The sequence below is a fragment of the Sphingopyxis sp. HIX genome (genome assembly GCF_001468285.1).
GTDB lineage: Bacteria > Pseudomonadota > Alphaproteobacteria > Sphingomonadales > Sphingomonadaceae > Sphingopyxis.
In genome coordinates, this window is record NZ_LNSB01000076.1 from 1 (window position 1) to 11627 (window position 11627).

At 68.2% G+C, this 11627-nt stretch carries 13 protein-coding genes; 6 read left to right on the top strand and 7 right to left on the bottom strand.

The annotated features are described in order from the left end of the window. Nucleotides 1–88: 88 nt before the first annotated feature. Nucleotides 89–1912, bottom strand: coding sequence for a cobaltochelatase subunit CobT (gene cobT / locus ATE62_RS22220; protein ID WP_058810503.1), 1824 nt, complete (start codon nt 1910–1912; stop codon nt 89–91). Nucleotides 1913–1981: 69 nt separating this feature from the next. Next, nucleotides 1982–2545, bottom strand: a complete 564-nt coding sequence (locus ATE62_RS22225; RefSeq protein ID WP_058810504.1) for a hypothetical protein — start codon at nt 2543–2545, stop codon at nt 1982–1984. A gap of 120 nt (nt 2546–2665) precedes the next feature. Here ATE62_RS22225 and ATE62_RS22230 point away from each other — a divergent pair, with 120 nt between their 5' ends. Together ATE62_RS22230 and ATE62_RS24060 are read left to right on the top strand one after the other, a co-directional pair. Continuing rightward, the gene (locus ATE62_RS22230; protein WP_058810505.1) at nt 2666–3886 is read left to right on the top strand and encodes an MFS transporter; all 1221 of its coding nucleotides are present in this window, start codon (nt 2666–2668) and stop codon (nt 3884–3886) included. Next, nucleotides 3883–4017, top strand: coding sequence for a hypothetical protein (locus ATE62_RS24060; RefSeq protein ID WP_269433383.1), 135 nt, complete (start codon nt 3883–3885; stop codon nt 4015–4017). The genes ATE62_RS22230 and ATE62_RS24060 overlap by 4 nt, the downstream gene beginning before the upstream one ends. On the opposite strand, the gene ATE62_RS22235 is transcribed toward ATE62_RS24060, so the two are convergent. From ATE62_RS22235 to ATE62_RS22255, 5 genes are all read right to left on the bottom strand, one after another. Next, on the bottom strand, nt 4014–5198 hold the full coding sequence (locus tag ATE62_RS22235; protein ID WP_058810506.1) for an alpha/beta hydrolase: 1185 nt from the start codon (nt 5196–5198) through the stop codon (nt 4014–4016). The two genes, ATE62_RS24060 and ATE62_RS22235, sit on opposite strands and share 4 nt — an antisense overlap. Before the next feature lie 41 nt (nt 5199–5239). Further along, nucleotides 5240–7156 (bottom strand): acyltransferase family protein, encoded by a 1917-nt coding sequence (locus tag ATE62_RS22240; protein WP_058810507.1) that lies wholly within the window; start codon nt 7154–7156, stop codon nt 5240–5242. A gap of 12 nt (nt 7157–7168) precedes the next feature. Beyond that, on the bottom strand, nt 7169–8161 hold the full coding sequence (gene cobS, locus ATE62_RS22245; protein ID WP_058810508.1) for a cobaltochelatase subunit CobS: 993 nt from the start codon (nt 8159–8161) through the stop codon (nt 7169–7171). Nucleotides 8162–8413: 252 nt separating this feature from the next. Then, nucleotides 8414–8851, bottom strand: a complete 438-nt coding sequence (locus tag ATE62_RS22250) for a nuclear transport factor 2 family protein (RefSeq protein ID WP_058810509.1) — start codon at nt 8849–8851, stop codon at nt 8414–8416. Between the two features lie 27 nt (nt 8852–8878). Further along, nucleotides 8879–9472: a J domain-containing protein gene (locus tag ATE62_RS22255; protein WP_058810510.1), complete on the bottom strand. Its 594-nt coding sequence runs from the start codon at nt 9470–9472 to the stop codon at nt 8879–8881. A 76-nt stretch (nt 9473–9548) separates the two neighbouring features. On the opposite strand from ATE62_RS22255, the gene ATE62_RS22260 reads away from it, so the two are divergent. The 4 genes from ATE62_RS22260 to ATE62_RS22275 are packed head-to-tail and all read left to right on the top strand — an operon-like array spanning nt 9549 to nt 11531. Beyond that, on the top strand, nt 9549–9830 hold the full coding sequence (locus ATE62_RS22260; protein WP_443028884.1) for a BolA family protein: 282 nt from the start codon (nt 9549–9551) through the stop codon (nt 9828–9830). Continuing rightward, nucleotides 9830–10198, top strand: a complete 369-nt coding sequence (locus ATE62_RS22265; protein WP_231736385.1) for a cupin domain-containing protein — start codon at nt 9830–9832, stop codon at nt 10196–10198. Before ATE62_RS22260 ends, ATE62_RS22265 begins: the two co-directional genes overlap by 1 nt. Next, nucleotides 10198–11082, top strand: a complete 885-nt coding sequence (locus ATE62_RS22270) for a pirin family protein (protein WP_058810512.1) — start codon at nt 10198–10200, stop codon at nt 11080–11082. Before ATE62_RS22265 ends, ATE62_RS22270 begins: the two co-directional genes overlap by 1 nt. Then, the gene (locus ATE62_RS22275; RefSeq protein ID WP_058810513.1) at nt 11079–11531 is read left to right on the top strand and encodes a hypothetical protein; all 453 of its coding nucleotides are present in this window, start codon (nt 11079–11081) and stop codon (nt 11529–11531) included. Before ATE62_RS22270 ends, ATE62_RS22275 begins: the two co-directional genes overlap by 4 nt. The last annotated feature ends 96 nt before the right edge of the window (nt 11532–11627 follow it).

An 11627-nucleotide genomic window follows, 5' to 3' on the forward strand; every position in this document is an offset into this window, starting at 1 on the left:
CTCCACCACCCTGCGGGTGGTCCCCCTCCCCACGGCTTCGCCGCAGGGAGGATTAAGATGTCCGCAATCGCCCGCTAACCGCCCTTACTCAATCGATGTCGAACAGCCCGGCGAGCTGCTCGACCATCGTGCCGCCCAGTTGCTCGGCGTCCATGATCGTCACCGCGCGGCTGTAGTAGCGCGTGACGTCGTGCCCGATGCCGATCGCGCAGAGCTCGACCGGCGAGCGGTTCTCGATCCACTCGATCACCTGGCGCAGATGCTGGTCGAGATAGGCGCCGTGGTTGACCGACAGCGTGCTGTCGTCGACCGGCGCGCCGTCGCTGATGACCATCAGGATGCGGCGCTCCTCGGGGCGATTGACGATCCGGTGGTGCGCCCACATCAGCGCCTCACCGTCGATATTTTCCTTGAGCAGCCCCTCGCGCATCATCAGCCCGAGCGACTTGCGCGCGCGGCGATAGGGTTCGTCGGCGGGCTTGTAGATGATGTGGCGGAGGTCGTTGAGGCGGCCGGGATGAGCGGGGCGCCCCGCGGCGAGCCAGTCCTCGCGGCTCTGCCCGCCCTTCCAGGTGCGCGTGGTGAAGCCCAGGATCTCGGTCTTCACGCCGCAGCGTTCGAGCGTGCGCGCGAGGATGTCGGCGCTGATCGCGGCGATGCTGATAGGCCGCCCGCGCATCGAGCCCGAATTGTCGATCAGCAGGGTGACGACGGTGTCGCGGAAGTCGGTGTCGCGCTCGATCTTGTACGACAGCGACTGGCCCGGCGAGACGATGACGCGCGCGAGCCGCGCGGCGTCGAGCTGGCCCTCCTCCTGGTCGAAATCCCAGGCGCGGTTCTGCTGCGCCATCAGGCGGCGCTGGAGCCGGTTGGCGAGCTTGGTCACCGCGCCCTGCAGATGCTGCATCTGCTGGTCGAGATAGGCGCGCAGCCGCGTCAGTTCGTCGGCGTCGCAGAGCTCGGTCGCGGCGATGATCTCGTCATGCTTCTCGGTGAAGCGGACATAGTTGAAATCGGGGACGTCGGTGGGCAGGCGGTTGGGGCGCACGGGCAGCATGCCCTCGTCGCCTTCGCCGCCCATTTCGGGTTCGCCGTCGGCCTCCATCTCCTGCGCGTCGGGGTCGCTGTCGCCGTCGTCGGCCTGGTCGCCCGCAGTCTCGGCGCGCGCGTCGACCTGGCTCTCGCCGGTGCCGCCGTCCTCGCTCTCCTGCTCGTCCTGCGACTCCTCGGCCTCGCTCTCGTCCTCCTCGCCATTGTCCTCGGCGCCGTCGTCCATCGGCTCGTCGCCATAGATGAGGTCGAGGTGGCGGAGCGCGAGCTTGGCGGTCTCGGCGAAGGCGGCCTGGTCGTCGATCTGCATCGCCAGCGCCTCGATGTCGCCGCCGGCCTGGCGCGCGATCCAGTCGCTGATCAGCCCGAGCCCGGTCTCGGTGCCCGGCGGCGGGGCCTCGCCGGTCAAGGCCTCGCGCAGCATCAGTTCGAGCGCCGAGGAGACGGGCACGTCGTCGCGGCTCTGCGCGCGCGCGATGGGGTCCGACCGCATCCGCATCGCGAGGCTCGCCGACAGATTGCTGCGCATGCCGTCCATGTGGCGCGCGCCGAGCGCCTCGATCCGCGCGCGTTCCATCGCGTCGAAGGCGGCGGCGGCGAGCGGTTCGGCGGGGCGCGCGGCGGCGTGCAATTTCTCGCTATGGTGCTTCATGCGCAGCGCATAGGCGTCGGCGAAACCGCGCGCTTCGGCCACTTGGTCTGCGGGCAATGTGCGCGAGGGCGTCGGCACCTTGATCGTCTTGCCAATCTGCGCGGGGGCGTCGGCGGTAAAGCCGACCTCGACCTCGGCATCGCGCGTGACGGCACGCGCGACGCTCGACAGCGCGGCCTTGAAATCGTCGAGGGGAGAGGAGGCGGTCATGGTGAGTCGAGGCTGTAGACAGCTTTGGGCGGAGAAGGAAGGGACGGAAAAACCGGCGGCGGCGCTGCCCTAGCCGATCGGCTCGAGCGGTTCGACGACCTTGCTCAAATAGGCCTCGCCTTCGCGCCAGATATAGAAGGATCCGCTCCAGATGGTCTCGGGATGGCTCAGCATCTGGCGCGAGATCGCGACCAGCGCGGGAGGCGATTTTTGCGTGTCCGACGCGATCGCCGCGATGGCGTCCGCCCGGTCGAACCACCGCACCTCGTCGATCCCCTTGGGCGCGGTCGCGGTGCCGCCGGCGGCGGTCGCCGAATAATGCGAGCGCGTCGAGATCGCGGGCGTGTAGCCATATTGATAGCTGAACAGGCCCGAGAGGCGGAGGTCGCTGATGGTCAATCCATAGTTGGATGCCAGTTCGCCGAGGCTCTGGCGGATCGAAACCCGCTTGTCGTAGCGCAGGCCCGGCGTGCTCCAGCCCATGAAGTTCCGCTGCAGCAGCACCTGTCCGCGGTCGTTGTAGATCATCAGATTCTGGGTGGTGTAATTGGGGTCCTCGACGGTCTCGGCAAGCGCCGGCGGCGCGAGCGTTGTCAGCGTCAGGCCCAGGGTCGCGGCGATCAAGGTCCTCATGGGATTCTCCGGCAAAGTTGCGCGATCCTAGGTGGTGCGTGCGACGAAGCAAGAGGCGGTTCGCACCGCAGTAGCTAAGCTCGCTTGACGCAAACGGAAGGCGGGCGCATCGGGCAGCCCATGCGCTCCCCCAAACTCGCCGCCATGAAACAGCCCTGGATCGTCATCCTCTGCGCCGCGCTCATCGTCACGCTGGCGATGGGCGTGCGCCAGTCGTTCGGGCTGTTCCTGCCGCAGATGAGCGTCGATATCGGGATCAGCCGGTCGGACTTCGGGCTGGCGATGGCGCTGCAGAATCTGCTCTTCGGCCTCGTCCAGCCCTTCGTCGGCGCGCTCGCCGACAAGCATGGCGCGGGGCGCGTGGTGCTGGCGGGCGCGCTGCTCTACGCGCTCGGGCTGATCGGCGCGGCGTTTGCGAGCGACGCGATCGGGCTGCATATCAGCTTCGGCCTGCTCATCGGCATGGCGCAGTCGGCGACGACCTTCGTCGTCGTCCTCGGCGCGGTCGGGCGCGTCGTGCCGCCCGAGAAGCGCAGCGGCGCCTTCGGCATCGTCACCGCGGGGGGCTCGCTCGGCCAGTTCCTCGTCGTGCCGCTCGCGTCGATGCTGCTGCGCGATATCGGCTATCACGAGACCTTGTGGATCATGGCGGGGCTGGTCGCCTTGTGCGGCCTGCTCGCGATCGGGGTCGCGGGACGCACCGATGCGAGCCCCGGCCTGGTGCTGGAGGTCGAGCAGAGCGCGCGCGAGGCGCTGCGCGAAGCCGCGGTGCACCGCGGCTACTGGCTGCTCAACGCGGGTTTCTTCGTCTGCGGTTTCCACATCGCCTTCATCGCGACGCACCTGCCCGCCTATCTCGACGACAAGGGGCTGGGGATCGAGATCGGGGCGCAGGTGCTGGCGCTCGTCGGGCTGTTCAACATCCTCGGCTCATATGTCTTCGGCCGCGCGGGCGACGTGCTGCGGCAGAAATATATCTTGTCGGGCCTTTATGTCGCGCGGTCGGCGGTGATCGCGCTGTTCCTGTTCCTGCCGCTGACCCACTGGACCGCGCTGGTTTTCGCGGGCGCGATGGGTTTCCTGTGGCTCGGCACCGTGCCGCTGACCAGCGGGATCGTCGGGCGCATCTTCGGCATCCGCTATCTCTCGATGCTCTATGGCATCGTGTTCCTCAGCCACCAGGTCGGCAGCTTCTTCGGCGCGTGGATGGCGGGGCTGATCTTCGACGCCACCGGCAGCTACGACATCGCCTGGGGCTTCGCGATCGCGCTCGGGCTGTTCGCAGGGCTCGTCCATCTGCCGATCGCCGACGCGCCGCTCAAACGCACCGCGCCGGCATGAAGCTCCAGCGGCAGGACTGGGTCGCGCTCGCGCTCTTTGCCGTCGTCGCGGTCGGCGGGCTGTGGCTCTGGACCGGTGAGGGGCCCGTGGTCTGGCTCAGCGATTTCGCCGTGATGTGCGGCTTTATCTAGGGCGTCTTGTCGGGCAGCCAGCGGCAATGGGCCTCGTCCAGTTCCTTGGGCGCGGTCACGGGGTCGGGCAACAGCAGGAACACATGCGCCAGCCGCGTCGCGACGCGCTCGGGGCGCGACCTCTTGTCGGCGACGACATCGACGAAATCGCGGCACGCGACCGTGCTGCGCAGGAAATTGCTGTGCCCCGTCGATCCGCGCGACACTTCGGTGGTGTCGATAATCGTCAGCCCCGGCGCGGGCGCCGCGTAACAGCGCTCGGGCTCGCCTCTGGCCTTGAGTTCGGCCGCCTCGAACGGATCGAAGCAAAAGGGCGAGCCGAGCCGCGGATAGCCGTGGATCGCGCGCGAGGCGGCGAGCGCCTTGTCCTTCGACGAGACATAGACGGTGATGTGGCGCCCCTGCGCGACGCGCTCGGGCGACAGCACATCCTCGACGATATCGCGCTCGAAGGTCTCGCGGTCGACGTCGGGCGAGGCGAGGACGATGTTCGAGATCTTGTCGCGGCGCTCGGCGCGGCGCGCGAGCCGGTCGGCGGCGCCGACCGCGGGGATCACCAGCCGCGCGCCGAGCGAATGCGAGACGATCACGATCTCCTTCACCCATTCGCGCTCGGCGAGCGTGCGCAGGAAGTCGCGGAAATTGCGGATGTCGTGATACATGTTGGTTTCGTCGGTGCCATAACCCAGCACCTGGTGCTGCGACGGCCAGCTGTACGCGACCACCGGCCCGTCGAAGCCGGTCATCCGCGCGATCTGCGCCGCGTCCTTGGTCGTCGTCTCGAAACTCTCGCGATAGCCGTGGACATAGAGCAGGACGCGCCCCTGCCGCCGGTCGGTCTCGGCCTGCAGCCCGCGCCACCAGTCGCCCGATTCCTGGAACGCCATCGGCGTGCGCAGTTCCTTTTCGATCTCGCTGGGCGCGGCAAAGCGCCCGTAGCGGACATGGTCGCCGCGATAGATGAGCAGGCGGATGTCGGCGCTGCGGCAATCGGGCAGGCGGCTGGTCGCGAAGAAGAGCGGCAGCGCGGCCTCGTCGACCGCGGCGCCGGGCTGCGCGGTGCAGCGCGGGTCGGCGACATAGTCGGCGTGGCGGATCTTGCCGTAATCGACCGGCTTGATGCAGCCGGCGAGCAGCGCGCAGGCGAGGAGCGGGGCGAGGCGGCGGGGGAGCGAGACCATGGCGCGGGGATAATCGGCTTTGCCGCCGGGGGGAAGCCGCGTCAGCGCGGCGCCAGCAGCGGCAGCAGGCTGCGCGCGATCCGCTCCGCCCCCGCCACCGAGGGATGGTTGTCGTCCATATAGAGCGGCGTGGCGCCGACCATATAGGGACAGCGGCCGCCCGTGCACATCGCCGCGCCGGGGTCGGCGATGACGATATGGTCGCCGTCGGCGATCCGCTCGAGTGCCGTGCGCATCGCCGCGCTGGCCCTGCGATACCCGGCCTCGCTCTGCGCGAGCGGGAGGTCGCTCCGCCCGTTGCGGTCGCGGCGCGCGAGGCCGCTCGGCACGTCATAGGGCGGCTTGGGCAGCGGGCCCATGACGATCACGCGCTTGCCCGCGCGGCGTAGCAGCGTCGCGCTGCGTTCGAGCGCGGCGGCGATGCGCGCTTCGCCCAGATAGGCGTGGCGGCCGTAATAGGCGACGAGCACCACCGTCTCGATCGACGGCGTCGCGGCGATGCGCGCGGCGATGCGGTCGTTGTCGGCCGGGCAATCGGGCTGGTTGCGGATCGCGGTGCCGAGGAAGGGCGGGCACCCCGACGACGTATATTGCGCGAGCGAGCGGCCCGCGGGGCCGAGTTCGCGCCCCAGCGCATGCGAAAGCTCGCGGCTGTGGCTGTCGCCCCACACCGCCACGTCGGGCCGCACCGCGGTGTCGCCGAGCAGGCAGGCGCCGTCGGGGGCAAAGGCCGCGCCGCGCGACGCGGGGGTGCAGCGCGTGCGGTCCTTGAACACCGCGAGCAGTGCGCGCTCCTCGGCCGAGAAGCGCTCGGGCGCGCCCTTTTTGTCGACCACCCAGCTCGCCGCGCCGGCGACCAGCGCGGTGGCGAGCAGCGCCGCGCCATAAACGTGGAGCGCGGGCGTGCGCGCCCGGTTCGCCCAGCGCCGCGCGGGCCGCTCGACCAGGAACCAGCAGAGCCCCGCCAGCGCCAGCGTCGCGAGCAGCACGAGCAGGCGCCCGCCGGGCGAAAGCGGCACGATGTGCCAATTCTCGGCGAGCATCAGCAGCGGGCAGTGGATCAGATACACCGAATAGGAGACCAGCCCCAGCGCGCGCACCGGCGGCAGCGCCAGCAGGCGCGCGGCGGGGTTGGCCGGTGCGGCGAGATTGGCGGCGAGGAGCAGCGCGGTGCCCGCGACGCACAGGATCTGCCACAGGCTCTTCGCCGCGAAATGGCCCGGCACCGGCGCGAAAGTCGCGCCGAGCATCATCGCAGCCCCGAGCGCCGCGAGCACGGCCGCGCGGCGCGCCGGCATCGCCGCGATCGGCCCGGCGGCGATCAGCACCCCCGCCAGAAACTCCCACGCGCGCAGCGACGAGAAATAGAAGGCCGCGCGCGGCTCATGGAGGCCGGCCGCGACATAGGCGGCGAGGCCGAGCAGCAGCAGCGCGCCGACCCCGCGGCGGGTAAACCAGCCGAAGCGATGGAGCAGCAGCGCGAGCCAAGGGAAAGCCACATAGAATTGCGCCTCGACCGACAGCGACCAGCTGTGCAGGAAAAAGCGCTCGATCCGGTCGCGCATGAAATAGGAAGCCTGCGGCTCGAAATGCCAGTTGGCGATGTTGAGCGCGGCCGCGCGCACCTCGAGCGCGAGGCGGCTGAGGTCGGTCGGGATGAGCAGCGCATAGCCCGCGGCGAGCGTCAGCCCCGCCACGACCAGCAGCGCGGGGGCGATCCGCGCGATGCGGCGGCGATAGAAATCGACGAAGCCGAAGCGCGCGTTCGCGAGGTCGTTCCGCACGATCCCGCCGATCAGGAAACCCGAAATGACGAAGAAGATGTCGACGCCCAGGAAAGCCTGCGCCCCGCCGCCGAAATCGAAATGATAGAGCAGCACCAGCGCGATCGCGACGGCGCGCAGCCCGTCGATGTGGCCGTGATAGGCCGCCGATCCGGACCCGCCCCCCGCGGTCATCGCCGGCGCCGCCTATTTGCCGCCGACGATCCCCTCGGGCAGGTCCTCGCCGAACACGCGCTGATAATATTCGGCGACGATCATCCGTTCGGCCTCGTCGCACTTGTTGAGGAAGCTCAAGCGGAACGCGAAGCCGAGATTGTTGAAGATCGCGGCGTTCTGCGCCCAGCTGATCACGGTACGCGGGCTCATCACGGTCGAGATGTCGCCGTTGATGAAGCCCTGGCGCGTCAGGTCCGCGACCTTGACCATGTTCGCGATCGTGATGTCGTCGGTGTCGGGTACCTTCGCCAGGATGATCGCGGCCTCGGTCGCGGCGGGCAGATAGTTCAGCGTGACGACGATGTTCCAGCGGTCCATCTGGCCCTGGTTGATCTGCTGCGTGCCGTGATAGAGCCCGCTCGTGTCGCCGAGGCCGACGGTGTTCGCGGTCGAGAAAAGCCGGAAATGCGGGTTGGGGCGGATCACGCGATTCTGGTCGAGCAGGGTCAGCTTGCCCTCGGTCTCCAGCACGCGCTGGATCACGAACATCACGTCGGGGCGGCCCGCGTCATATTCGTCGAATACGAGCGCGGTCGGGGTCTGCAGCGCCCAGGGGAGCAGGCCTTCGCGGAATTCGGTGACCTGCTGGCCGTCCTTCAATACGATCGCGTCGCGGCCGACGAGGTCGATACGGCTGATATGCGCGTCGAGGTTGACGCGGATGCACGGCCATTTGAGTCGCGCCGCGACCTGTTCGATATGCGTCGACTTGCCGGTGCCGTGATAGCCCTGCACCATCACGCGGCGGTTGTATTTGAACCCCGCGAGGATCGCGAGCGTGGTGTCGCCGTCGAAGACATAGGCGGGATCGAGGTCGGGCACGCGCGCATCGGCCTCGCTGAACGCCGGGACCATCATGTCGACATCGACCCCGAACATCTCGCGCGCACTCACCTCGGTATCGGGCGCCGCGAGCAGCGTCGAGCCATGGTGGTCGGGGAGGCTGTTGGGGATATCGGTCATGTCGCGGCCTTCAAATCTCTAATTCCCTTCTCCCTTGATGGGAGAAGGATACGGAGCCTTGCCGCAAAGCGGCTAGGCGCAGTTGGATGAGGGTGAGCGGCGCTTGCGGCGCGCGAGCCAAAGGCTCGCAACCCCTCACCCAGCTTCGACTAGGCAGCAAAGCTGCCAAGTCTTCGCAACCCTCTCCCACAAGGGGAGAGGGGAGTTGCGTTAGCGCGGTATCGATATGGGTTGCGCCATGCAACGCCTTATTCAGAGGATGCCCAGCGCCTTCAGTACCGACGACTGGTCGTAATAAGGCCGTTCGCAGACGATCTTGTCGCTGCCCGGCGCGAACTGGAAGCTGGCCGCCATGCGGACGCGGAAGGCCTTGCCGGTGGGCTCGATCGTGCGCAGGCCGAGGTTGAGCGGGCCGAGGTGGGTGCCGGTCAGCCAGAATTCGACGAGCACCGTGTCGGTCGCGGCGTCGGCGGCGATCGCGATGACTTCGTTGCCCTGGTCGGGAAAGGGGATGCGCGACTGGGTGAAATAGCTGCGCACCGCCGCCTCGCCGTCGAAGATAGTGCCGGGGCCGTGGAGTTCGTAGCGCGGATGCTCGAAAGTCGCGATCACCGCATCCCATTCGTGGGTGATCTCCAGCGCCATATGGCGGCGGACCACGTCGATGCGCTTTTCGTCCAGATCGTTCATCGCAGCTCTCCCGTCAGGCGAAGGCCCCTAGGCGAAGGCTTTTGCCTTTCTGAGCAGCTGATATGCCGCAACAACCTCGCCGAGTCTCGCTTCATGGCTGCGGTCGCCGCCGTTGCGGTCGGGGTGATATTTGCGCACCAGCTCGCTGTAGCGGCGGCGGAGCGCGGCGCGGTCGGCGTCGGCGGGCAGCGCGAGCAATTGCATCGCGGCATGTTCCTCGCGCGACAGGCCGGGGTTCGCCGCCTGCCGCCGCGCCTCGTCCATCCGCTGGCGGAAACGCGCGCCGAGCGCGTCGATCGGGTCGCGGAAATCGGCCCAGCGCGGCGGCAGGTCGGCGCTGCCCGCGGGGCGGAAGGTGCGGCTTTCGGTTTCCCAGCCCGCGGTCGGCGACTGCGCCTCCATGATCTGGTCGGCGCTCATCCCCTCGAAATAATTATAGCCGCTGTTGAATTCGCGGACATGGTCGAGGCACAGCCAGCGATATTGCGGCGGCCCGTCGGGCGAGCGCGTCGCCGCGATCGGCGCGCGAAACTCGCCCGCCTCGCGGCAGCCGGGCGCGGCGCAGCGCTCTTCGCGCGGAACGCGGCCATGGAAACGGGTCGGGCGGGTCGGGGACGGCAAGAGTGGCTTTCGGGATAGGGGAGGCTGACCTTGGGCAGCCCTTATCATTTGGCGACGAAGCGCTTATGGTCAACCCATGAGCACCCCCGGACCCGTAGAAAAAGAGATGGAAAGCCTGCTGCGCGCGGCCTTTCCCGACGCCAATTTCGCGCTGAGCAACGACAGCGCCAGCCATCACGGCCACAGCGGCGACGACGGTAGCGGCGAGTCGCATTTCAGCCTGCGCATCGAGTGGGCGGGCTTTGCGGGCCTGAACCGCGTCGCGCGCCAGCGCGCGGTGAACAAGGCGCTGGGCGACCTCCCCGGACAGCGCGTCCATGCGCTCGCGATCCGCGCGACGGCGCCGGGAGAGGGCTGATGATCGACAAGGTCAATCTGGCGGCGGCCTTTGCGAGCTTCGACGATCCCTGGAACCCGCGCGTCGCGGGCGACATCAACGATTTCCAGGTCAAGCTGGTCAAGCTCGACGGCAAGTTCGACTGGCATCATCACGATGTCGAAGACGAATTGTTCCTCGTCGTCGCGGGGCGGATGAAGATGGCGTTCCGCGACCGCGACGTCATCGTCGAGCCCGGCGAGTTCATCATCGTCCCGCACGGGACCGAACATTGCCCCGAGGCGCTGGACGGCGAATGCTCGGTGCTGCTGCTCGAGCCGGGTTCGACCCGCAACACCGGCAATGTCGAAACCGACAAGACGCGCCGGACGCTGGAAAGGCTCGGCTGATGTTCACTATCATCACCCCCTCGACCCACGACATCGGCGCGTTCGACGTGCGGCGCACCCTGCCCAACAAGGCGCGGACGATGGTCGGCCCCTTCATCTTCGTCGACCAGTTCGGCCCGGCGCATTTCGATATCGGCGCGGGCATGGACGTGCGCCCGCACCCGCATATCAACCTCGCGACGGTGACCTATCTTTTCGAAGGCGCGATCGACCATCGCGACAGCCTCGGCACCTTCGCGACGATCCGCCCGGGCGCGTGCAACCTGATGACCGCGGGGCGCGGCATCGTCCATTCGGAGCGCACCCCGGCGGCCGAGCGCGCGACGGGCTCGGCGATCTCGGGCATGCAGACCTGGCTCGCCTTGCCCGACGGCAAGGAAGAGATCGACCCGGCGTTCGAGCATGTCGCGAAGGACGATCTGCCGCTGATCGAGGACAGCGGCGTGTCGGCGCGCGTGATCATGGGCAGCCTGTGGGGCAAGACCGCGCCGATCACCCAGCATAGCGCGACCATCTATGCCGACATATTGATGAACGCCGGCGCGACGATCCCGATCGACGCCGAGGCCGACGAGCGCGCGGTGCTGGTAGCGATCGGCGATGCGAGCCTCGACGGCGAAAGGCTCGAGCGCCACAGCCTCTATATCCTGAAACCCGGCCACGCGATGACCTTGCGCGCCGACAGCGACGCGCGCGTGATGCTGCTCGGCGGCGAGGCCTTCACCACCCCGCGCCACGTCTGGTGGAATTTCGTGAGCTCGTCGCGCGAGCGGATCAACGAAGCCAAGCACGACTGGAAGGAACAAAAATTCCCGCTCGTCCCCGGCGACAGCGAGGAGTTCATCCCGATCCCCGAAGTGCCCAAGACGGTGAGCTATCCGTGAGCCTGCTGCTCGCGCTGGCGATGGCCGCGGCGCCCGAACCGGTGTTCGACTGCGCGATGGGCAAGAAAAGGCTGACGGTGACGCAGGAGGGCGGGGCGCTCGTCTATCGCTACGGGACCAGGCAGCGCGCCGAACTCCGCATGGTCGCCGATGCCGCGAGCGGCCGCGTCCATTACCACCGCACGCTCTACCCGCGCGGCGAGGACCAGACCTTGCGCTTCGTCAACGGCGACTATTCATACGTCGTCTACGCCCATTATTCGGCGCCGGGCATGGGCATGACCGAGGAGGGCCGCACGCCCGAAAGGACCTATGGCGGGCTGATCGTGCTCAAGAACGGCGAAGCGCTGTCGTCGCGCCGCTGCAACGGCGAAAGCGGCGACATGCGCGAATGGCCGATCTTCAAGACGCTGCCGGTCGATGCGGACAATCTGACGCCGGAGTTTTGAGGCGCGCTTGTGGCGGCGGCTTTGGGGTGGGGAGCGGACATATTAATCCTCCCTGCGGCGAAGCCGTGGGGAGGGGGACCACCCGCAGGGTGGTGG

Excerpts from the sequence above, each read along its gene's own strand:
- cobT (WP_058810503.1), bottom strand. The coding sequence starts at position 1,912 with ATGACCGCCTCCTCTCCCCTCGACGATTTCAAGGCCGCGCTGTCGAGC.
- ATE62_RS22225 (WP_058810504.1), bottom strand. The coding sequence starts at position 2,545 with ATGAGGACCTTGATCGCCGCGACCCTGGGCCTGACGCTGACAACGCTC.
- ATE62_RS22230 (WP_058810505.1), top strand. The coding sequence starts at position 2,666 with ATGCGCTCCCCCAAACTCGCCGCCATGAAACAGCCCTGGATCGTCATC.
- ATE62_RS24060 (WP_269433383.1), top strand. The coding sequence starts at position 3,883 with ATGAAGCTCCAGCGGCAGGACTGGGTCGCGCTCGCGCTCTTTGCCGTC.
- ATE62_RS22235 (WP_058810506.1), bottom strand. The coding sequence starts at position 5,198 with ATGGTCTCGCTCCCCCGCCGCCTCGCCCCGCTCCTCGCCTGCGCGCTG.
- ATE62_RS22240 (WP_058810507.1), bottom strand. The coding sequence starts at position 7,156 with ATGACCGCGGGGGGCGGGTCCGGATCGGCGGCCTATCACGGCCACATC.
- cobS (WP_058810508.1), bottom strand. The coding sequence starts at position 8,161 with ATGACCGATATCCCCAACAGCCTCCCCGACCACCATGGCTCGACGCTG.
- ATE62_RS22250 (WP_058810509.1), bottom strand. The coding sequence starts at position 8,851 with ATGAACGATCTGGACGAAAAGCGCATCGACGTGGTCCGCCGCCATATG.
- ATE62_RS22260 (WP_443028884.1), top strand. The coding sequence starts at position 9,549 with ATGAGCACCCCCGGACCCGTAGAAAAAGAGATGGAAAGCCTGCTGCGC.
- ATE62_RS22265 (WP_231736385.1), top strand. The coding sequence starts at position 9,830 with ATGATCGACAAGGTCAATCTGGCGGCGGCCTTTGCGAGCTTCGACGAT.
- ATE62_RS22270 (WP_058810512.1), top strand. The coding sequence starts at position 10,198 with ATGTTCACTATCATCACCCCCTCGACCCACGACATCGGCGCGTTCGAC.